The 19,018-nt window shown below is 65.1% G+C and carries 20 protein-coding genes and 1 tRNA gene; 14 read left to right on the top strand and 7 right to left on the bottom strand.

The genetic code is table 11. The features are described from left to right. Nucleotides 1-74: 74 nt before the first annotated feature. Nucleotides 75-147: transfer RNA gene (locus tag P1L41_RS01425), tRNA-Pro, on the bottom strand. A gap of 87 nt (nucleotides 148-234) precedes the next feature. Here P1L41_RS01425 and P1L41_RS01420 point away from each other — a divergent pair. The 11 genes from P1L41_RS01420 (at nucleotide 235) to P1L41_RS01370 (ending at nucleotide 9,033) form a co-directional block, all read left to right on the top strand. Next, nucleotides 235-693: a GDP-mannose mannosyl hydrolase gene (locus P1L41_RS01420; RefSeq protein ID WP_276297103.1), complete on the top strand. Its 459-nt coding sequence runs from the start codon at nucleotides 235-237 to the stop codon at nucleotides 691-693. Nucleotides 694-777: 84 nt separating this feature from the next. After that, complete coding sequence (locus P1L41_RS01415) at nucleotides 778-1,950, top strand: NAD-dependent epimerase/dehydratase family protein (protein WP_276297102.1); 1,173 nt, start codon at nucleotides 778-780, stop codon at nucleotides 1,948-1,950. A gap of 3 nt (nucleotides 1,951-1,953) precedes the next feature. Beyond that, nucleotides 1,954-2,883 (top strand): NAD-dependent epimerase/dehydratase family protein, encoded by a 930-nt coding sequence (locus tag P1L41_RS01410; protein ID WP_276297101.1) that lies wholly within the window; start codon nucleotides 1,954-1,956, stop codon nucleotides 2,881-2,883. Beyond that, a complete protein-coding gene (locus tag P1L41_RS01405) occupies nucleotides 2,876-3,862 on the top strand; it encodes an NAD-dependent epimerase/dehydratase family protein (RefSeq protein ID WP_276297100.1) in 987 nt (328 codons plus the stop codon). The genes P1L41_RS01410 and P1L41_RS01405 overlap by 8 nt, the downstream gene beginning before the upstream one ends. 179 nt (nucleotides 3,863-4,041) lie before the next feature. Further along, nucleotides 4,042-5,469: a sugar transferase gene (locus P1L41_RS01400; protein WP_276297099.1), complete on the top strand. Its 1,428-nt coding sequence runs from the start codon at nucleotides 4,042-4,044 to the stop codon at nucleotides 5,467-5,469. Nucleotides 5,470-5,537: 68 nt separating this feature from the next. Continuing rightward, nucleotides 5,538-6,323: a DUF4330 family protein gene (locus tag P1L41_RS01395; RefSeq protein ID WP_276297098.1), complete on the top strand. Its 786-nt coding sequence runs from the start codon at nucleotides 5,538-5,540 to the stop codon at nucleotides 6,321-6,323. Nucleotides 6,324-6,350: 27 nt separating this feature from the next. Then, nucleotides 6,351-6,947: a hypothetical protein gene (locus tag P1L41_RS01390; protein WP_276297097.1), complete on the top strand. Its 597-nt coding sequence runs from the start codon at nucleotides 6,351-6,353 to the stop codon at nucleotides 6,945-6,947. Between the two features lie 107 nt (nucleotides 6,948-7,054). Then, the gene (gene aglF / locus P1L41_RS01385; protein ID WP_276297096.1) at nucleotides 7,055-7,810 is read left to right on the top strand and encodes a UTP--glucose-1-phosphate uridylyltransferase AglF; all 756 of its coding nucleotides are present in this window, start codon (nucleotides 7,055-7,057) and stop codon (nucleotides 7,808-7,810) included. Nucleotides 7,811-7,941: 131 nt separating this feature from the next. Further along, nucleotides 7,942-8,106 carry a hypothetical protein gene (locus P1L41_RS01380; protein WP_276297095.1) on the top strand — a complete coding sequence of 55 codons (165 nt, stop codon included), beginning with the start codon at nucleotides 7,942-7,944 and terminating at the stop codon, nucleotides 8,104-8,106. Nucleotides 8,107-8,192: 86 nt separating this feature from the next. Beyond that, the gene (locus P1L41_RS01375) at nucleotides 8,193-8,834 is read left to right on the top strand and encodes a dienelactone hydrolase family protein (protein WP_276297094.1); all 642 of its coding nucleotides are present in this window, start codon (nucleotides 8,193-8,195) and stop codon (nucleotides 8,832-8,834) included. Nucleotides 8,835-8,865: 31 nt separating this feature from the next. After that, a complete protein-coding gene (locus P1L41_RS01370) occupies nucleotides 8,866-9,033 on the top strand; it encodes a hypothetical protein (protein WP_276297093.1) in 168 nt (55 codons plus the stop codon). 22 nt (nucleotides 9,034-9,055) lie between these two features. Here P1L41_RS01370 and P1L41_RS01365 read toward each other — a convergent pair whose 3' ends face one another. Further along, nucleotides 9,056-9,202 carry an Hsp20/alpha crystallin family protein gene (locus P1L41_RS01365; RefSeq protein ID WP_276297092.1) on the bottom strand — a complete coding sequence of 49 codons (147 nt, stop codon included), beginning with the start codon at nucleotides 9,200-9,202 and terminating at the stop codon, nucleotides 9,056-9,058. A gap of 296 nt (nucleotides 9,203-9,498) precedes the next feature. Here P1L41_RS01365 and P1L41_RS01360 point away from each other — a divergent pair, with 296 nt between their 5' ends. Next, nucleotides 9,499-9,888: a CBS domain-containing protein gene (locus P1L41_RS01360; protein WP_276297091.1), complete on the top strand. Its 390-nt coding sequence runs from the start codon at nucleotides 9,499-9,501 to the stop codon at nucleotides 9,886-9,888. 24 nt (nucleotides 9,889-9,912) lie between these two features. Here the strand turns inward: P1L41_RS01360 and rtcA are convergent, their stop codons facing one another. Both rtcA and P1L41_RS01350 read right to left on the bottom strand, forming a co-directional pair. Next, nucleotides 9,913-10,956, bottom strand: a complete 1,044-nt coding sequence (rtcA, locus tag P1L41_RS01355) for an RNA 3'-terminal phosphate cyclase (RefSeq protein WP_276297090.1) — start codon at nucleotides 10,954-10,956, stop codon at nucleotides 9,913-9,915. Nucleotides 10,957-11,020: 64 nt separating this feature from the next. After that, a complete protein-coding gene (locus tag P1L41_RS01350; protein ID WP_276297089.1) occupies nucleotides 11,021-12,016 on the bottom strand; it encodes a CapA family protein in 996 nt (331 codons plus the stop codon). Between the two features lie 152 nt (nucleotides 12,017-12,168). Here P1L41_RS01350 and P1L41_RS01345 point away from each other — a divergent pair, with 152 nt between their 5' ends. Then, complete coding sequence (locus P1L41_RS01345) at nucleotides 12,169-12,705, top strand: dihydrofolate reductase family protein (protein WP_276297088.1); 537 nt, start codon at nucleotides 12,169-12,171, stop codon at nucleotides 12,703-12,705. Between the two features lie 40 nt (nucleotides 12,706-12,745). Here the strand turns inward: P1L41_RS01345 and glmS are convergent, their stop codons facing one another. From glmS to P1L41_RS01330, 3 genes are all read right to left on the bottom strand, one after another. Then, the gene (gene glmS / locus P1L41_RS01340) at nucleotides 12,746-14,542 is read right to left on the bottom strand and encodes a glutamine--fructose-6-phosphate transaminase (isomerizing) (RefSeq protein WP_276297087.1); all 1,797 of its coding nucleotides are present in this window, start codon (nucleotides 14,540-14,542) and stop codon (nucleotides 12,746-12,748) included. Beyond that, nucleotides 14,542-15,732: a bifunctional sugar-1-phosphate nucleotidylyltransferase/acetyltransferase gene (glmU, locus tag P1L41_RS01335; RefSeq protein WP_276297086.1), complete on the bottom strand. Its 1,191-nt coding sequence runs from the start codon at nucleotides 15,730-15,732 to the stop codon at nucleotides 14,542-14,544. Before glmU ends, glmS begins: the two co-directional genes overlap by 1 nt. Nucleotides 15,733-16,046: 314 nt before the next feature. After that, nucleotides 16,047-16,907 carry a CheF family chemotaxis protein gene (locus P1L41_RS01330; protein ID WP_276297085.1) on the bottom strand — a complete coding sequence of 287 codons (861 nt, stop codon included), beginning with the start codon at nucleotides 16,905-16,907 and terminating at the stop codon, nucleotides 16,047-16,049. Nucleotides 16,908-17,057: 150 nt separating this feature from the next. Between P1L41_RS01330 and acs the strand changes: the two genes are divergently transcribed. After that, the gene (acs, locus tag P1L41_RS01325; RefSeq protein WP_276297084.1) at nucleotides 17,058-19,001 is read left to right on the top strand and encodes an acetate--CoA ligase; all 1,944 of its coding nucleotides are present in this window, start codon (nucleotides 17,058-17,060) and stop codon (nucleotides 18,999-19,001) included. The last annotated feature ends 17 nt before the right edge of the window (nucleotides 19,002-19,018 follow it).

The raw sequence follows: 19,018 nt of genomic DNA, 5'->3' as shown, positions 1-19,018 counted from the left end.
CAGACACCGCTCGGTGCAGTGCAAACCTCTCGAAGAAGACGAGTCAGGCCTATCGTGGACCACGACTGAGAAAGTGGGCCGGCGCGAATTCGAATCGCGGTTACGGCCACCCGAAGGCCGAAGGATACCAGGCTACCCCACCGGCCCGTGCGATAGCAATTATGCCGACGAGCGCTGCAGTTTTAATCGTTGCGAAACGCGAGGCCTTTTTCGGGGGTCGGGCGAACCCTCAGTATGGACGTTCACGAGGAGTTCATTCCGGCGGAGACGTTCGCGACCTGCCTCGAACACGTGCCCCAGCCCTGTGTCGACCTCGTCGTCGAGCACGACGGTGGCATCCTCCTGACCCGACGGCAGAACGAACCCGCAAAAGGCGAGTGGTTCTGGCCGGGCAGTCGTCTGTACAAGGGCGAGCGACTCGACGACGCCGTCCATCGAGTTGCCAGCGAGGAACTGGGTCTCGAAACAGTCGATATCGAGCGTCTCGGCGTCAGCGAACATTTCTGGGAGACGTCGTCGGTCGACGGCGTCGACTCCCGACACACGATCCCGGTGGTATACCGCGTGGTTCCCGCAGCGGGCCAGTCGATTACGCTCGACAGCCAGCACGACACGTATCGTGTCGTGACCGAGCCCCCCACAGATGCAAACGAGTACGTCGTGGAGTACTTCGAGCGGTTCGACCTCGTCTGAGCGACGAATTTCTCGCCGGTACTCGACGCCACACAGGACAGAAAATATTTACCACAGCGGAGTTACTCACGAACTGAGTAACTAATGACGATCCTCGTCACTGGCGGCGACGGCTACCTCGGCTGGCCGGCTGCCCTGCGAATCGCGGACAGAACCGACGACAGAGTGATTCTCGTGGATAACTTCGCCCGCCGCGAGTGGGTCGAGGAGGTCGGCGCGACCAGTGCCACGCCCGTCGCGAGCATCGACGCGCGCCTCGAAGCCGCCCGCGAGGTCCACGACCTCTCGAACCTCTCCTTTGTCGAGGGCGACCTCGTCGAGAAGTCCTTCGTCGACGAACTGCTTGCGGTCCACGAACCCGACGTCGTCGTCCACGCGGCAGCCCAGCCGTCGGCACCCTACTCGCAGATCAACGGCGAGCGGGCCAACTACACCCAGCACAACAACTTGCAGAGCACGCGCAACCTCCTGTGGGGTCTCGAGGAACACGACCTCACGGACACCCACTTCGTCGAGACCACCACGACAGGGGTCTACGGCGCGCCCGAGTTCCCTATCCCGGAGGGCGGCGCGACGATGGAGAACCAGGGCGAGCGAGACGAGGTGCCGTTCCCGGCGATGGCGGGCAGCTGGTACCATCTCACGAAATCGCACGACGCGGCCAACATGCGCCTCGCGCACAAGCAGTTCGACATCCCGGTCTCGGACGTCCGGACGGCTATCGTCTACGGGACCGAGACCGAGGAGACCCGCGCGGACGACCGCCTGAAGACGCGCTTCGACTTCGACTACTACTTCGGGACCGTCGGCCACCGCTTCGCGGCGCAGGCCGTCGCCGGTTACCCGGTCACCGTCTACGGCAAGGGCGAGCAGCGCAAGCCGTTCATCTCGCTCGAAGACGCCGTCGAAGGACTCGCTCAGGTCGCGCTCGTGGACCCCGACGACCGGCCCGAGGGGCTGACTGTCTACAACCAGGTCACCCGTGCCATCAGCATCGTCGAGATCGCCGAGACAATCGCCGATGTCGGCGACGAGTTCGACCTCGACGTGGCCGTCGAGCACTTCGAGAACCCCCGCGACGAGGACGAGACCCACAAGATGGAGATCGAGAACGACCGCTACGCAGGCCTCATCGGCGGCCAGTCCCAGACCTTCGAGGAGGGCGTCCGCGACATCTTCGAGACGCTGACCCGCTACGCCGACACTATCGAGGCCCACGAGGACCGCTTCCTCCCGGGCGTCCTCAGCGAGGACTGACCGATGGACGTGCTGGTCACCGGGGCGTGTGGCTACATCGGCAGCGCGCTATTGGGGCTGTTACAGGACGACGAGCAGGTCGACCGCGTGGTCGTTCTCGACAGCCTCGACTCGGGGTCGCCGCGTGCGATGCTCGGAACGCTCCGCGACGACCTAGATTTCCGACAGGGCGACGTCCGCGAGTACGGCGACGTCGAGAGCGCGATGCGTGGCGTCGACCGCGTCGTCCACCTCGCGGCCATAACGGGCGCATCGAGCACACACGACCGCCGCGAGGAGACCTTCGCGGTGAACTACGACGGGACCGAGAACGTCCTGACCGGGGCGGGGAAACTCGACGTCGACCACGTCGTCTTCGCTTCCTCCTGTAACGTTTACGGCCGCGCGACCAGCACCGACATCGACGAGACGGTCGACCCGGACCCGATCAACCCCTACGCGGAGTCGAAACTCGAATCCGAGACGCTCGTCCACGAGTACTGCGAGGCGTTCGACATGACCGGCACCTCGTTGCGGATGGCCACCAACTACGGCTACTCGCCGGGGGTCCGGTTCAACCTCGTGGTCAACTACTTCGTCTTCCGCGCGCTGACCGGCCGGCCGCTGACGGTGTATGGCGACGGGTCGAACTGGCGGCCGTTCGTCCACGTACGGGACGCCGCGCGTGCCTACGCCGACGCCGTGTTACATCCCGAGACGTGGGACGAACACGTGTACAACGTCGGCTCCGAGGACGGTAACTACCGCGTCTCGGAGGTTGCCGATATCGTCGCCGACGAAGTCGCGCCGGTCGACGTGACCTATCTCGAAGACGAACACCCCGGGCCGTCGTATCACGTCAACTTCGACCGGCTCACGAGTACCGGGTTCGAAACCGAATGGACGCTCCGTGAGGGCGTCCGTGACCTTGCGCAGGAGTTCACCAATGCCTGAACGAGCTATCGACACACCACACATCGCTATCACCGGTGCGGCCGGCTACATCGGTAGCCGCGTCGTCCACGACCTGCAGGAACAGCACCCCGACTGGGAGCTCACCGCGCTTGACAACTTCTATCGCGGACACGTTCGCTCTATCGACGACCTCGATATCGAGCACGTCGACATCCGGAACCGTGACCGGCTGGAAGCGGCACTCTCCGGTGCGGATATCGTGATGCACCTCGCTGCCATCTCCGGCGTCGACGACTGCGACCAACAACCTGACCTCGCATACGAGGTGAACGTTCAGGGGACCGAGAACGTCGCGTGGTTCTGCCGGAAGACCGGGGCTGGGATGATCTTCCCCTTCTCGATGGCTGTCCTCGGCGACCCCCAGGAGTTCCCGCTGACTGTCGACCATCCGCGCGATCCGATGAACTGGTACGGGCGCACGAAACTCCTCAACGAGCGCGTAATCGAGACGTTCGCCGATGGAGCGTTCCCTGCCCACCAGTTCATGATATCGAATCTGTATGGTGGGCACGAAATCGACGGTGAGCGGATCTCGAAAGGGACCGTGATCAACTTCTTCCTCTCACGGGCGCTGGACGGAGAGACGTTGACCGTGTACGAACCGGGCACGCAATCCCGGAATTTCGTCCACGTCAAGGATGTGGCGAGGGCGTATTTACGGAGTGCGGAGCGGATGATCGAGCAATTAGCTGCTGGCGAGACTGGCACGGAAAAGTACGAAATCGCGAGTGACGAAGACCCGAGCGTCCACACCGTCGCGGAACTGGTCCAGACTGTTGCGGCCGAACGGGGACTCGACTGTGACGTCGAACTCGTCGCGAACCCGCGTGCCGGCGAGGAGACGCTCGTCGACTCGTTCGCAGTCGAGACCACTCGCGCTCGCGAACAACTCGGCTGGCAGGTCGAACACGATGTCGAGTCGGTCGTCACCACGGCACTCACTGCTGCACTCGAGTGAGCGACCGGAACGCCGACTGGCCAATTCGTACTTGTGTTTGATTGTCACCGTTGTTGTCAACTATGGTCAAATTAATCATAACTCTTCAAACATGTGTCTTCGTTCTGTAGTCCACCGCCTAGCCGTTTGTGAGATTCAGCCCGGAACGCTTTTATCCAGGAAATAACACAACTCACACAATGGAGACAGGGTGGCGGTACCGATTCATCGCTCTCGCGGGGACTGCAGCACTCATCCTCTCGTCTATCGTTCTCGCGAACACGCCGACCGCTCAATCGGCGCTCACGGCACTCCCGATACTGGACAGACTGGAGCCCACCGTAATCGCCAGTACCGAGCTGCGAGACGAGCTCGCTACGACGCTGGTCATCGTCTTGGGTGCGATGTGGCCGCTGTTCAAGCCACGTCCGCGGCGCATTCTCGACGTGATCTCACTGGCGCAAAAACGGGTGTTCCTTGCCGCCGCGTTGCTGGCGACGATCGGGTACTTCGACTGGTCGACGCGGCTACCGAGGTCGACGCTCATCGCAGTGACGATGCTACTCGCGCTCGTACTGCCAGCCTGGTTCGTCTACATCCGACAGCGCCCACAGTCGGCGTCGCGAGCGATTCTCGTCGGTGACGACACGGAGTCGATGGAGACGCTGCTGGAATCTACCGAACTCCCGATTCTCGGGATCGTCGCACCGCCGGCGGTCCAGATTGACCGACAACGGATCGCTGATGGGGGACTGCTTGTCGAGTCTCCCGACAAGCTCACCCGGCTTGGTGGCCTCTCTCGGCTCGACGAAGTCCTGGTCGAGTACGACGTCGATACCGCCTTGCTCGGATTCCGGCGACCGGACCGACAGGAGTTCTTCGGCGCGATCGCATCCTGTCACGAACACGGCGTCCAGGCGAAAGTCCATCGTGGCCACGCCGATAGCGTCCTGGTGACGAACGCCGCCGGTGGCGATATCGTCGATACCGATCTCGAACCGTGGGACTGGCAGGATTACGTCGTCAAACGGCTATTCGATGTCCTGTTTGCTGCCACTGGGTTATTGTGTCTCTCGCCACTGCTGGCCGCCATCGCGGTCAGTATCAAGATCGACTCGCCGGGCCCAGTTCTGTACCGTCAGCGGCGGACGGCTGAGTTCGGGAACACGTTCGACGTCTACAAATTCCGCAGCATGGTAGCGAACGCCGAGGCCGAAACCGGTGCGAAGCTGAGCGAGGACGATGCAGGCGGTACCGATCCTCGAGTGACGGCCGTCGGTCGCGTACTTCGCACGACCCACCTCGACGAGATCCCACAACTCTGGTCGATACTCGTCGGAGATATGAGCGTCGTCGGGCCGCGTCCAGAGCGACCGGAACTGGACTACGATATCGAATCGGACGTCGACGAATGGCGGAGTCGCTGGTTCGTCAAGCCCGGCCTCACTGGCCTCGCGCAGATAAACGACGTGACTGGCCACGAACCCGAAGAGAAGCTCCGCTACGATATCGAGTACATCCGTCGACAGTCGATCTGGTTCGATATGAAAATTGTCGTCAGAGAGATCTACAGCGTCGGTCTCGATATGCTCTCGATAATTTCTCCCGGACGATTCGAGAACGAATGACTAGCAAGTGATCGGACTGGGCGAACGAAATGAAAAGACCAATACTCGGGCTCTGACACGAGTGATATATGACTGACTCGGACGGGTCGTCGGGGGTCATCGACGACGAGGGTAAGCTGCTCGGTCTGATCAATATCGTCGATCTTCTCGTCGTTTTGCTGGTCCTCGCTGTGGGTATCGCCGGCGTCGCACTGGTTCAATCGAGCGGCAGTGACCAGACGGATACCGAACCCGAACCCGAACCGACTCGATACGCGACCGTCGCGTATCCCGCGCCGCTCTCGAGCGACGCTGCGCTCATCGAAACCGGCGAAACGCTGTCACCGGTTGGAAGTAATACGGCGTTCACCGTCGTCGACGTGTACCGGAGCTTCACGACGGGCGGCGACGCGTACGTGCTGACTCGCATCGAGTACGACGGGGCGCTCTCTGGCGCTCAGGATAGGCTGTACGGCGGAGACGACACGGCCCTCTCGACTGACTCGTATCGCGTCAGCGCGCACGTGCTCGCGGCCAACCAGACTGCTACGGAAATCCGAACCCGACAAGTCCCGGTCGTTCTCAGTGCGAACGTCACCGATGCGACCGCTCGTTCGATCGCTGCGGGACAGCAAGCCACTATCGATGGTGACAGAGTCGCGACCATCGAGACGGTGACCGAACGCTCGCGGACCGAAGACCGACGCCAGTTACTGATCGGTGTCGAGCTCATCGTGTGGGACACGGAGCCGGTCCCGCAGTTCGACAGCCAGGCGTTGCGCGTCGACAACGACGTGACCATCGTGACGGACACGGCGACAATCCGGGGCCAGGTCTACACTGTCGGCACCACGGACGCCACCGCGGGTTCGTAATCAGCCATCACCGATGGAGGGATACCTATGTCGATGATACCCGAGCGAATGTACGACGGTTCGTACGTCTACGGCGTCGTAAGTCAGAGCGAGCGGCTGCAAAACCGTCTCAGAACGAGCTACGACCGCTCGGCGCTCGGACGTGGCGTCGAGACGCTCGGTTCGATTACCCGCCACTCGTTCCTCTTCCGGTGGCTCACAGCGGAACCGGACCCTGACGTTATCGTCATCGACTTGCGCGAGACGGTCACAGTCGGACCGCTCCTCGCTGTCCTCGACAGCGTCCTCTCGGTCCTCACGGATGCCTGGTCAAGCTCTCGTTTCCGTACCGTCACGACCGCAATCGAACGACACCTTCGAACAAGACCGGTCAGAATCGGCAGTTTCGTTCTGTTCCTCGCACTTGCTATGACGACGCTCGTTTCGCTCGCGACCGCGACGCTGACGACGCTCGAATTTGGTATCCGATTTGGTCTGCTCACCGTCTTCGCTGTCGGCACGCGGATCACCCACTCGTGGCGCGACATCACGGAGTCACGAATATACCGTCTCCTCCTCACCATCATCGAACCACCGGAGATGCCCGAAGACGATAGCGGAGACGGCGACCCGGGACCGAAGTAGTCCTCTCGACTGCCTCCTGCAGATACGTTTCGAACGGTGGGTCAGAACCGAGCTCAGGTTCCAAAGCTCGACAAGAGTTTTACCTGCCGGCGGACGAACAGACGAGCATGAAGGCTGTCGTACTCGCTGCTGGAGAGGGAACGCGGCTTCGCCCACTGACCGAGGACAAGCCGAAGGGGATGGTCGAAGTCGCGGGGAAACCGATCCTCACGCACTGTTTCGAGCAGCTCATCGACCTGGGTGCCGACGAGCTGTTGGTCGTGGTCGGCTACAAGAAACAGGCCATCATCAACCACTTCGAAGACGAGTTCGAGGGGGTCCCCATCACCTACACCCACCAGCGCGAGCAGAAGGGGCTGGCCCACGCGTTGATGACCTGCGAGGAGCATATCGACGACGACTTCATGCTGATGCTGGGGGACAACATCTTCCAGGCGAACCTCCAGGACGTCGTCAATCGCCAACGGGAAGACCGGGCCGACGCGGCGTTCCTCGTCGAAGAGGTCCCATGGGACGAGGCGAGTCGCTACGGGGTCTGTGACACCAACAAGTACGGCGAGATAACCGAAGTCATCGAGAAGCCCGAAGAGCCGCCGTCGAACCTGGTGATGACGGGCTTCTACACGTTCACCCCGTCCATCTTCCACGCCTGTCACCTGGTGCAACCGTCGAACCGCGGCGAGTACGAGATCTCCGATGCCATCGACCTCCTGCTTCACTCCGGACGGACTATCGATGCGATTCGGATGAACGGCTGGCGAAACGACATCGGCTACCCGGAGGACCGGGACGAGGCCGAAGAGCGACTGCAGGGTGAGGTCGACCCCGAACTGGCCGCGGAGAACCTCGCGACCAGCGAGTAACCGGACTCGGCGGTTTTGAGGCGGTCTGACCCATCTTCAGTCGTATTGTCCGCGTAGAGGCGGACTCCACGTCCGTCACTGGACTCCAAACTCGACACAAGACGTAAGCCTCATCGGGACTCAGTAGTTGCATGGCTGACACGAAAGACGGCCGCGACAAGAAGGGGCACGACGAGGAGCAACACCAGCGCGAACGCGAACTCGAGGAGGAGCTGGAGTACGAGGAAGAGGCCGAAGAGCGACGCGAGGAGCACGACGAAGCGGAAGCCGAACGAGAACTCGCCGACGACGAGTGACCGTCTAGCGGCACACTTGCGTCTGGTCCGACGACCCGTGTAGGTCAGGTCACACGTTCACGGGTACGGCCAACGTCCCTTCACCTATGGCACACCTGAGCGAGAACCTCGTCTCGATTCCGGTCGACGGTGTGGAACTCGAAGGCGACCTTCGACTCCCCGAGGATGCCACCGGCCTCGTGGTGTTCGCCCACGGCAGCGGTAGTAGTCGAAAGAGCCCGCGTAACAACTACGTCGCGGAGGTCCTGCGAGACCACGGCCTCGGAACCCTCCTGTTCGACCTGCTCACCGAAGCCGAAGACGAGACCTACGAGACGCGATTCGACATCGACCTCCTGACCACGAGACTGCTGGCGGCGACAGACTGGCTGCGCAGGCGAGACGAGACAGCCGGCTTGACTCTCGGCTACTTCGGGTCGAGCACGGGCGCGGCGGCCGCACTCCAGACCGCTGCAGTGCGAGGTGACGACGCGGGAGCTGTCGTCTCGCGCGGCGGCCGAGTCGACCTCGCCACCGACGAACTCCTCGACGTGACCGCGCCGACGCTGTTCATCGTGGGCAGCGCAGACACACAGGTGCTGGAACTCAACCGCCAGGCACGGACGAAACTCACGTGTCCGAACGACCTGCGAGTGGTCGAGGGCGCAGGCCACCTCTTCGAGGGGGCAGGCGAACTCGAAACGGTCGCCGACCTCGCAGCCGAATGGTTCGAGCGACATCTGTCGTGAGTCGACCAGTGTGCGGGAGGCCAGCGCTCAGATGAGACTCGTCCACGCCGCTCGGACCCAGCCGTGCTACGAGTGCCGCGAGCGCGCCGACGTGGCTATCGCTCGAGGCCACAGAATCTGGTACTGCTGCTGGGACCATGCTCAGGGGCTCCTCGAACACGGCGGCGTTATAATCGGCGGTGACCTCGACGGACGCTGAAAAAACGGGGCTCGCTATCCGACTACTCGATTTTGATGGTCCGCGCGGGTTCGGCCTCGATGCGGAGCGTGTGGTCTGTGACGTTGATACTGACCTCGTCGTGTTCGAAGCCGGGCAGGTCGACCGTCGCGACGAACTCCTCGTCGCGCTCGACCAGGTCGATCGCCATCGATCTGGCCTCGGACCGATAGACTGTGAGGGGCACCGTTCGTCCCCCATGACTGAGATGCTTCGTCGAACTGCCGGCTCATGCGCTCGAACAGGCGTTCGACCTCCTCGAAGGGGTTACTGCGTGCGCTCACGTTCGTTGCCTCCAGCAGTATGTTTGTTCTTTTGACATGAAGGTTCTATCGGCGAACGTCCCGACACTGCCGTCCGTCGGTTCTCGGGTTCCATGACTACTCAACCGGCTCGGTGCGACAGGGGCGCGAACAGCTTAATATTCAATCGGTTGATAGTAATAGTATGCACGAGATGTATGTCGACCAGCTCATGTCACGACCGCTGGAAACCGTCGCCGTAGACACGCCTGTTATCGAGGCGGCGGGTACACTCATCGCACAGGACGTCGGCGCGGTCGTCGTCGACGATGGGGACCAGTTGGCGGGTATCCTCACCGCGACGGACTTCGTCCGGATGGTCCGGGACGAGGGAGTGTCGTCGGACGCGACCGTCGGTGAGTTCATGCACGAAGACGTGGTCACGACGACCCGGAGCCGGCCGGTCAGTGAAGTGGCCGCGAAGATGCTCGACCACGGCATCCACCACGTCCCGGTGGTCGACGACGGCGAAGTCGTCGGCATCATCACGACCATGGACCTCACTGCGCACCTCTCGCGGTCGCTCAGTGCCTGAGACACACTCGTGATAGTCTTCGAGCTATCGCCCCGACTCACTCGATTGCTGGATGGGCGACGCGGTCAAGGAAGCACACCCGTCCGGTTCTTCGGCGAGTTCGATATCGCTCCCGAACGCGGTCAGCAGGTCCAGGTTCGTCCGGACGTGGTCGGTCACTCGCGGAATTCGGACGCGGCCGCCGGCCAGCGCGAGGAACACCAGCACCTGATCGGCCATGAACGGGTCGACCGGCGCGCCACGCTCGTGAACCGTCAGGAACCGCTCGACGGCGCCTGCGGCGACCGCTTCTGACGTCCGCCCCCGTTCGCCGAGCGCGTCGACGCCCGTCAGCGACCGCTCGTAGACGCCCCGGAGCAGTAACGAGGACCCCGTCGAGAGTGTCTCCGGGTACGAAACCTGTCGAACCTCGGCAGAGAAACCCAGGGCTTCGAGTTCGTCCAGGGCGTGCTGTGCCTGTCGATCCGCTACCTCTCTGGCTTCGAGTGTCTCGGCGGCCTTCGAGTAGATGTCGACCCGTTCGAGGTCGCCCCGCCGGTCGAGTTCGATAGGTGCGAGCGTTGCGGGCTTCGTCCGCAACACGGCCTGCCCCCCACCGGCCGGGAAGAAGCCCGTCTCCAACAGGTCGATGTCGGCGTCGAGCCCCCAGGTCGACAACAGGGGCAGTTTGACCCGTTGGTGATAGGCTATCGTCGGGGCCCACTTCACGTCGGTCCCGCCCGACGCCAGCAGCAGGACGGGCGTCTCGGCGGTGGTCGCAATCGGCAGGATAGTGTCGAACAGCAGCGTCACGCTCCCCGCCGTACCGATGTCGGCCGCCAGCCCCGACCGACGGTCGCGCCCCGGTCGGAACGTCAGCGTCTCCGAACCGGGCTCTGCCCCCGTGACCTCGGCCTCGCACAGCTCGGCGGTGACGTCGACGGCCGTGAGATGCTGTGGCCCGAGACCCGGGTTCGGTCGGGCACCCCGAATCGACTCCATTCGAAACGGCGTGTCCGTGACGACAGAGAGGCTCAACGCTGTCCGGAGGAGTTGCCCGCCGCCGTCGGTTCCGTCTATGGTAATCATCTGATTCGTGTCGCTCTGCGTCGGTCGTGCCTGCAGGATGTGAGCCGGACCGCCCGCCGTGCGTTCATCGGTCGAACCTGTACACGAGCGCGTCCCCTTCGCGCTCGAAGGTCGTCCCGAACGGGTCCGAGCGGTCCTGGATTCGCGCTCGACTCCACTGGGCAGCCCCGTCGCTCGCCCGGTGGACGGCGAAGTCGTCGATTTCTGTCGGCAGTAGCCGGAGCTCGACGGGGCCGCCGTCCTCGCTCACGGACAGTTCGAACAGGAAACTCCGATCGTTCCACAGGCGTGGGTCGACGGCGTAGTCGTCGATGAAATCGCCCGTGTCGTACAGTATCGGCCGGCCTTCGTACACCTCGACGCCCTGGAAGACGTGGGCGCTGTGACCGTGGACGACGTCGACGCCCTCCGATACGAGCCAGCGAGCGAACCGCTGGTGGGCCTCCGGTGGCTCTTCGACCATGTTCGGCCCCCAGTGCAGGGAGACGATCACGAGGTCCGGGTCGTGGGCCCTCGCGCGGGCGAGCGTGTCTTCGACGGCGGCCCGTGTCTCTGCGTCGTCGACGTCTATCTCGACGTACGCCGTCCCCGGCGAGTCGTCGCCGGCGGCGTACTCCGGGCTGTTGTCGGTCAGCGACACGAACGCCACGTCGAGGTCGCCGACCGTCACGAGGGCCGGTTCGAACGCCGCCTCGCGGCTCTCGCCAGCCCCGGCGTGTGCGATACCCGCCGTGCCGAGGTGCGTGAGCGTATCGAGGAGCGCTTCTTCCTCGTAGTCGAAGACGTGATTGTTCGCCAGCGCGCAGGCGTCGACACCGACCGTCTCGAGCGCCGGGACCGCCCATTCGGGCTCCGCGCGGAAGTGAAACGCCCGCTCGGTGCGTCGCCACTGTCGGCCCCGCGCCGAGAGACAGCACTCGAGGTTGACGAACAGGCCGTCGAGGTCACGCAGCCGGTCTTCGAGGTCGCCCCACACCGCGCTCGCGGGCCGGCGCTGCTGGTACTCGTCGACGAGGCGGCCGAGCATGACGTCCCCCGTCAAACCGAGTCGGTGTGGCATACCTGCAGACTTCGTGCTCCACTGACAAAACCATACGCAGGCTATCCGTCGGTCGCCGAGTCTTCTCCAGTCATCGGCGGCTCACCGAGTCCGGGTCGGCTCCCGGGGTGTCGAGCGAACGCGGTATCTGGGCTGGTCGCGAAGGGCCACCCATGACTGATGGCCGATCCACTCTCTACATCGCGACCAGCGTCGACGGGTACGTCGCGACACCGGACGGTGGCGTCGAGTGGCTCGACGCGTTCCAGACCGACGCCGAGAGCGACGTGACCCGGAGCTACGAGGCGTTCTACGAGACGGTCGACTGTCTCGTGATGGGGTCGACGACCTACGAGCAGATCCTGGGCTTCGGTGACTGGCCCTACGACGACCGGCCGACGTACGTGGTCACCAGCCGCGACCTCCCGCTCGCGACGGCGGCCGTCGAACTGGTCGACGGTGACCTCGACGCACTCGTCACGGACCTCAAGCGCCAGTACGACCACGTCTGGCTGGTCGGCGGCGCGCAACTCGCCCGGGCGTTCTTCGCGCTCGAGCAGGTCGACCGTCTCCGGCTGACGCTGGCTCCGGTGCTCCTGGGCGAGGGGATTCGACTCTTCGAGGACGGTGAGCGGACCGACCTTCAGCACGCTGAGACGACGACGTACGAGAACGGGCTGGTCGAACTGGCCTACGACGTCGACGCGTGATTCTTTCGGTGGTTCCGAAGCGGAGCGCGACTTGCGACTATTACTCGACGGTCACGCTCTTCGCGAGGTTGCGCGGCTTGTCGATGTTGCGCCCCAGCCGCGCGGCGACGTGGTACGACACCAGCTGGAGGTGGATGTTCGCGAGCACCGCGGCGGCCCGCGGATGTGTCTCGGGCAGTTCCAGCACCTGGTCGGCGTAGCGGTCCACGTCGCTCTGGCCGTCGGAGATGGCCACGACTGGCGCGTCGCGGGCCTCGACCTCCTTGACGTTCCCCACGGTCTTGCGGGCGCGCTCGTCGTCGCCGGTGACGATGGCGAACACCGGCGTGTGCTGAGTCACGAGCGCGAGCGGGCCGTGTTTCAGTTCCCCGGCAGCGAAGCCCTCCGCGTGTTTGTACGTAATCTCCTTCATCTTCAGCGCCCCTTCGAGCGCGACGGGGTGCTGGTAGCCCCGGCCGATGAAGAAGTACGCGTCGGCGTCCTCGTACAGTTCGGCCACCGCCGCGGCGGCCGACTCGTCGAGGATCTCCTGGACGTTGCCCGGGAGGTCACGCAGCGCCGCGATGACCTCGCGAGCGTCCGGGCAGCTGGTCATCCCGAGCGCGAGCAGGTTGAGCGCGGCCAGCTGCGAGGCGAAGGTCTTGGTCGCGGCGACGCCGATCTCGGGGCCGGCGCGGATGTAGAACGCGTGGTCGCATTCGCGGGCGGCCGTCGAGCCGACGACGTTCGTGACCGCCATCGTCCGCGCGCCGCGGCGGCGGGCCTCCCGGAGCGCCGAGAGGGTGTCGGCCGTCTCACCGCTCTGGGTGACGCCGACGACCAGCGCGTCGCCGATGGGCGGCGGGGTGGTGGCGTACTCGCTTGCGAGGAACGCCTGGGCCGGGATACCGCTCTCCCGGAACAGCTGCGCCCCGTGGAGCGCGGCGTGGTAGGAGGTCCCGCAGGCGACGAACTGGATGCCGGTCGGCGAGAGGTCGCCGAGGTCGCCGATGTCGACGCTGCCGGCCAGCTCGTCGACCCGGCCGCGCAGACACTGCCGGAGGGCGCGCGGTTGTTCGTGGATCTCCTTGAGCATGAAGTGGTCGTAGCCGCTCTTGCCGGTCTCCTCGGCGTCCCACTCGATGGTGTTGACCTCTTTCTCGACAGGCGCGCCGTCGCTGTCGGTGACCGCCCAGCCGTCGGCGTCGAGACGGGCGAACTCGCCGTCGGCGAGGTAGACGACCTGGTCGGTGAAATCGCGGAAGGCGGGGACGTCGCTCCCAAGGTAGGTCGCGTCGTCGCCCAGCCCGAGGACGAGCGGCGAGTCGTGCCGCGCGGTGAACACCGCTTCCGTGCCCGCGATGACGACGGCGACGGCGTAACTCCCCTCGAGTTGTGCGATGGCTTCGCGAACCGCCGCCTCCGGTTCGGCGCCGTCTTCGAGCGCGTCCTCGACCAGGTGGGGGATGACCTCGGTGTCGGTGTCGGAGGTGAACGTGTGGCCCGCCGAGACGAGCCGGTCGCGAAGCGACTGGTAGTTCTCGATGATGCCGTTGTGGACGACTGCGACGTCGCCGTGGCAGTCTTGATGCGGGTGCGCGTTCTCGTCGGTCGGCGGCCCGTGGGTGCTCCAGCGGGTGTGGCCGACGCCGACGGCCCCCGACAGCGTGACGGCCTCCAGCGACTCGCGGAGGTCGTCGATCTTGCCGGCGGTCCGACAGACCTTCACCGGTGCACCGGCGCTCGTGAGCGCCACGCCAGCGGAGTCGTAGCCCCGGTACTCGAGTTTCGAGAGGCCGTGGACAAGCGTGTCGAGCGTCGCGTCCTCGCGACCGACACAGCCGATGATACCACACATCAGCGGACCACCTCCGCGTCCTCCCTGACGTTGCCGCTCACGGTCACACCCGCGTGGAGCGTCGCGTTCGGACCGACGAGTGCGCCGGGGTCGAAGCTCACGTTGCCCCGCGCGCTGACACGGTCGGCGATGACCGCGCCGAGGCGCTGGTCCTCGAAGACGTCGGTCCCGACCTGGACGTCCGCGGGACCGCCGGGGACGACGGTGTTCGCGCCGAGGTCGACGTCCTGCCCGGTGACGGTGTCGACGAGCGTCGACCCCGGGTCCACCCGCGTGTCGGCATCGAGGACGGACTGCTGGACGACGGCGTTCGAACCGACGGTGACGTTGCTCCCCAGCGCGGTGTTCGGCCCGACGACGGCACAGGGACCGATTTCGCAGTCGGGCCCGACGACGACTGGCCCCTGCAGGACGGCCCGCTCGTGGACGGTCGCGGAGTCGTCGACCCAGATGCGCTCCTCCGTGCGCGTCTCGACGAGCCGCCCGCGGGCCAGTACCTCGCGGGCGACCGACAGCAGGTCCCAGGGGTAGGTCGCGTCGACCCACATCCCGTCGACCTCGACGCCGCGGACGCGGTCGTACTCGACGAGCCGTTCGATGGTGTCGGTCAGGCCCAGTTCGCCGTGCTCGCGTGGCGTGTCCTCGATGTCGTCGAAGATGGTCTCGGCGAAGGCGTAGACGCCGCCGTTGATGAGCCGGTAGTCGTCCGACTGTGGCTTCTCGACGAACTCTGTGATGTCACCGCCCCGCAGTTCGACGGCGCCGTAGCGGTGGGTGTCCTGGCGCTCGACGACCGCGATGCTCGTGTCGCCCGTCTCGGCGTAGGAGTTCGCGACCGCCTCGACGGTCCCCGGGTCGATGAGTCGGTCGCCGTTCAGCACCAGTACGGGCCCGTCGACGGCGTGTCGGGCCTGCAGGAGCGCGTGCCCGCTCCCTAGCTGCTTGTCCTGGACGACGTAGGCTATCGGCACGCCGCGGTACGTCGACCCGAAGTGGTCCTGGACGCGGTCGCGCTTGAACCCGACGACGGCCACCAGTTGCTCGATACCGGCTTCTACGAGCGCGTCGAAGACGTGCTCCAGAATTGGACGGTTGGCCGCCGGCAGCATCGGTTTGGGCCGATTGCGCGTCAGTGGGCGCAACCGAGTCCCTTCGCCGGCTGCGAGGACGACTGCCGTGTCGATTTGCATACCCCAACATACTCGAGAAGGGGTTTCAATATGCCGGCCTTACCGATATTTCTGTCCGACATGTCTCGGTGACTCTCCAAGACCCTACCCGTCTCCCCACCCGGAAACTGGACGTTCGTCCGACACTGTCGTTCGGGCCGTCTCAGCGCGGTAGTTCCCGTTCGTTGGCGATTCGGACGGGTAACGAGTTCCTTCCAGTCGGTGAGCTGTCCGGCGTTCGACGTTTCGAAGCATCCTACTGCTCGCGGGTCGCGTCGCTCCCCGCTGCGCTATTTCGAGGGCCGCTCACTCGCTGTGCTCGTTCGCGCCCCTCGCTACTGCTCTCCCATCCGCTCGCCGGCGACCCGCCGCCCCTTCGTCGTCAAGTCGACCTCCGTCCGCTCGCGCAGGACGCTGATGACGTCGAGTTCGATGAGGCGGTCGAATATCGCCTCGGTCTTCTCGACGTCGATGCCGACGAAGGTGGGGATGTCGAACGGCGAGACACCGGAGTGCAGCGCCATGATGACCCGCTGTTCGGTCGCCGAGAGGTCGATGTCCGCCCGGTTCTGTTCGGCGCTGTCCTCGAGCATCGTCCGGAGGACCGTGGCGTGGAACTCCTCGCCGGCGAGATGGGTCTCGACGCTGATGTCGTCCTCGCTGTGTTCGACCTGGATGACGGTCCGTTCGGCCCCCTCGACCTGCTTGTCCTCGACTTCCAGCGAGCCGATGTCGGCCCGGTCGATGACGACGCCCTGCCCGTCGGCCATCGCGAGCTTCACGGCCTCGTCGGTAATCTTGAGCCGGCCCTTCGTCCACGGGGCGTTCTTGACGACGCCGCCCTTGAGCGCGGGATGCTGGACGAGGATGATCTCGCCGTCGAGGCTCGCCCGATAGAAGTCCGTCTCGAACTCGGCGTGGTCGGCGGCCGAGACGAGGATGACGTCCTCGCCGACGTGGAAGCCGACGTACTCGGAGACGCCGGCGCTCTGCTGGTTGACGTCGAAGCGGTCGACGATGCGGTCGATGTCCGAAAGCGCGACCTGGCGCTTCCCGTCGGCTATCATCGCAATGCGTTCCGTGGTGAGGATGAGCCGGCAGTTCTGCCACTCGGCGTCGGTAAGATGTTGGCCCTGCGAGACTGCTTGCAGGTACTGGCCCTGCGTGTCCGCAATCTTCTTTTCAGTGTCGCTCATCCCGTGACCGGCCTCGTATCTCCTCGTTCTGCGTAGTCCTGAATATATGTTCCGCCGGCAGTGTCGCGACTGAGAACGGTGAGGCGCGCCCTGATCCAGACAGCGAGTCTAGAAGGAATGCTTTTGGTAACTCATCCAAAGGTTCAACCGATGACACCTGGCGACGGTACTGGCCGCGACGTCTCCCTCTCTGCGCGGTCGGTTATCGACCCGCCCGAGTGGTTCGTCGAGCAGGCCAACGTCCGTGACGCCGACGTCTACGACGCATTCGACGCCGAGTGGCCCGACTGCTGGGACCGGGCCGGTGACCTCCTGGACTGGGAGACACCCTACGACGAGGTGTTCCGCGGCGGTGAGACGCCGCCCTTCGGGTGGTTCCCCGGCGGCGAACTGAACGCCGCGTACAACTGCATCGACCGGCACCTCCCCGAGCGCAAGAACCAGCTGGCGCTCGTCTGGGAGGGCCACCTCGGTGAGTCGCGCACGTACACGTACCTCGAACTGTACCGCGAGGTCAACGCCGTCGCCGCCGCACTTCGCGACCGGGGCGTCGGGCCCGACGACGTCGTCACCGTCTACCTCCCGATGGTGCCCGAACTCCCCGTCGTGATGCTGGCCTGTGCGCGCCTGGGCGTGCCGCACAACGTCGTCTTCGCCGGCTTCTCGGCGGACGCGCTGGCCGAGCGGATGGAACGGACGGGGTCCGCCCACCTCGTGACCTGTGACGGCTACTACCGACGGGGTAGCGCGGTCGCCCAGAAGAACAAGGCCGACAACGCCCGCATCGCCGTCGAGCAGGACGTCTCGATGGTAGTGCTGGACCACCTGGGCGGCGAGGTCCACCTCGGGTCCGACGATTACGACTACCACGACCTGGTCGATTCGCACCGCGGCGCCGAGGTCGACCCGGTCCCGCGGGCCGCCGACGACCCGCTCTTTCGCATCTACACGTCGGGGACAACCGGCGAGCCGAAGGCCGTCGACCACACGACGGGTGGCTATCTCGCCCACGTCGCCTGGACGAGCCAGTCGGTGCTGGACATCAAGCCCGAGGACACCTACTGGTGTTCGGCGGACATCGGCTGGATTACGGGTCACTCCTACATCGTCTACGGCCCGCTCGCGCTCGGGACCACGACCGTGCTGTACAACGGCACGCCGGACCACCCCGAGAAGGACCGCCTGTGGGAACTGGTCGAGCGCTACGCCGTCGACGTCTTCTACACCGCGCCCACCGCGGTGCGGGCGTTCATGAAGTGGGGCAAGGAGTACCCCGAGCAACACGACCTCTCGAGCCTGCGGCTGCTCGGCACGGTCGGCGAACCCATCGACGAGCGGGCCTGGCGGTGGTACCGCGAGCACATCGGTGGCGGGGAGTGTCCCGTGGTCGACACCTGGTGGCAGACCGAGACGGGCGCGATTCTCGTCTCGACGCTCCCCGGCGTCGACGCGATGAAACCGGGGTCGGCCGGGCGCGCCCTGCCGGGCATCGACGCGACCGTCGTCGACCCGGCGGGCGAGGCGGTCGACCGGAACGAGGCGGGCGAACTCGTCGTCACGCGACCGTGGCCGGGGATGCCCACGTCGCTGCTGGCCGGCGACGACTGGGGCGCGGTCTCGGCCCACGGCGACGAGTGGCGCTACTACCCCGAGGACGGAGCGACGATGGACGGGGACGGGTACGTGACGTTCCTCGGGCGCGTCGACGACGCCATCAACGTCGCCGGCCGGCGCTTCAGTACGATGGAACTGGAGTCGACCATCGCGAGCGTCGGCGGCGTCGCCGAGGCGGCCGTCGTCGGCGCCGACCACGCGACCACCGGGACGGCCATCTATGCGTACGTCTCGCCCGAGCGGGGGCAGGACGAGGCGGCCCTGCAGGACCGTATCGAGGCGGCCGTCGCCGACGCCATCGGCGGCGTCGCCAGGCCAGAGGCGGTCGTGTTCACCCCGGACCTGCCGAAGACCCGGTCGGGGAAGGTGATGCGCCGCCTCCTGACGGCCGTCGCCAACGGCGAGGACCTCGGTGACACGAGTGCGCTCCGCAACCCCGAGATTCTCGGCGAGCTGCAGTCGGCCACGAACGAGGAGTGACTGTTTCGGCATCTTTT

The sequence above is a fragment of the Haloarcula ordinaria genome (assembly GCF_029338275.1).
In the GTDB taxonomy this organism is placed as follows: Archaea; Halobacteriota; Halobacteria; order Halobacteriales; family Haloarculaceae; genus Haloarcula; species Haloarcula ordinaria.
The sequence above is the reverse complement of the archived record's forward strand: the minus strand, read 5'-3'. Positions and strand labels throughout refer to the sequence as shown.

Bases quoted from the DNA above. Each gene is read 5' to 3' on its own strand.
- P1L41_RS01420 (WP_276297103.1), top strand. From the start codon at position 235: ATGGACGTTCACGAGGAGTTCATTCCGGCGGAGACGTTCGCGACCTGC.
- P1L41_RS01415 (WP_276297102.1), top strand. From the start codon at position 778: ATGACGATCCTCGTCACTGGCGGCGACGGCTACCTCGGCTGGCCGGCT.
- P1L41_RS01410 (WP_276297101.1), top strand. From the start codon at position 1,954: ATGGACGTGCTGGTCACCGGGGCGTGTGGCTACATCGGCAGCGCGCTA.
- P1L41_RS01405 (WP_276297100.1), top strand. From the start codon at position 2,876: ATGCCTGAACGAGCTATCGACACACCACACATCGCTATCACCGGTGCG.
- P1L41_RS01400 (WP_276297099.1), top strand. From the start codon at position 4,042: ATGGAGACAGGGTGGCGGTACCGATTCATCGCTCTCGCGGGGACTGCA.
- P1L41_RS01395 (WP_276297098.1), top strand. From the start codon at position 5,538: ATGACTGACTCGGACGGGTCGTCGGGGGTCATCGACGACGAGGGTAAG.
- P1L41_RS01390 (WP_276297097.1), top strand. From the start codon at position 6,351: ATGTCGATGATACCCGAGCGAATGTACGACGGTTCGTACGTCTACGGC.
- aglF (WP_276297096.1), top strand. From the start codon at position 7,055: ATGAAGGCTGTCGTACTCGCTGCTGGAGAGGGAACGCGGCTTCGCCCA.
- P1L41_RS01380 (WP_276297095.1), top strand. From the start codon at position 7,942: ATGGCTGACACGAAAGACGGCCGCGACAAGAAGGGGCACGACGAGGAG.
- P1L41_RS01375 (WP_276297094.1), top strand. From the start codon at position 8,193: ATGGCACACCTGAGCGAGAACCTCGTCTCGATTCCGGTCGACGGTGTG.
- P1L41_RS01370 (WP_276297093.1), top strand. From the start codon at position 8,866: ATGAGACTCGTCCACGCCGCTCGGACCCAGCCGTGCTACGAGTGCCGC.
- P1L41_RS01365 (WP_276297092.1), bottom strand. From the start codon at position 9,202: ATGGCGATCGACCTGGTCGAGCGCGACGAGGAGTTCGTCGCGACGGTC.
- P1L41_RS01360 (WP_276297091.1), top strand. From the start codon at position 9,499: ATGCACGAGATGTATGTCGACCAGCTCATGTCACGACCGCTGGAAACC.
- rtcA (WP_276297090.1), bottom strand. From the start codon at position 10,956: ATGATTACCATAGACGGAACCGACGGCGGCGGGCAACTCCTCCGGACA.
- P1L41_RS01350 (WP_276297089.1), bottom strand. From the start codon at position 12,016: ATGCCACACCGACTCGGTTTGACGGGGGACGTCATGCTCGGCCGCCTC.
- P1L41_RS01345 (WP_276297088.1), top strand. From the start codon at position 12,169: ATGACTGATGGCCGATCCACTCTCTACATCGCGACCAGCGTCGACGGG.
- glmS (WP_276297087.1), bottom strand. From the start codon at position 14,542: ATGTGTGGTATCATCGGCTGTGTCGGTCGCGAGGACGCGACGCTCGAC.
- glmU (WP_276297086.1), bottom strand. From the start codon at position 15,732: ATGCAAATCGACACGGCAGTCGTCCTCGCAGCCGGCGAAGGGACTCGG.
- P1L41_RS01330 (WP_276297085.1), bottom strand. From the start codon at position 16,907: ATGAGCGACACTGAAAAGAAGATTGCGGACACGCAGGGCCAGTACCTG.
- acs (WP_276297084.1), top strand. From the start codon at position 17,058: ATGACACCTGGCGACGGTACTGGCCGCGACGTCTCCCTCTCTGCGCGG.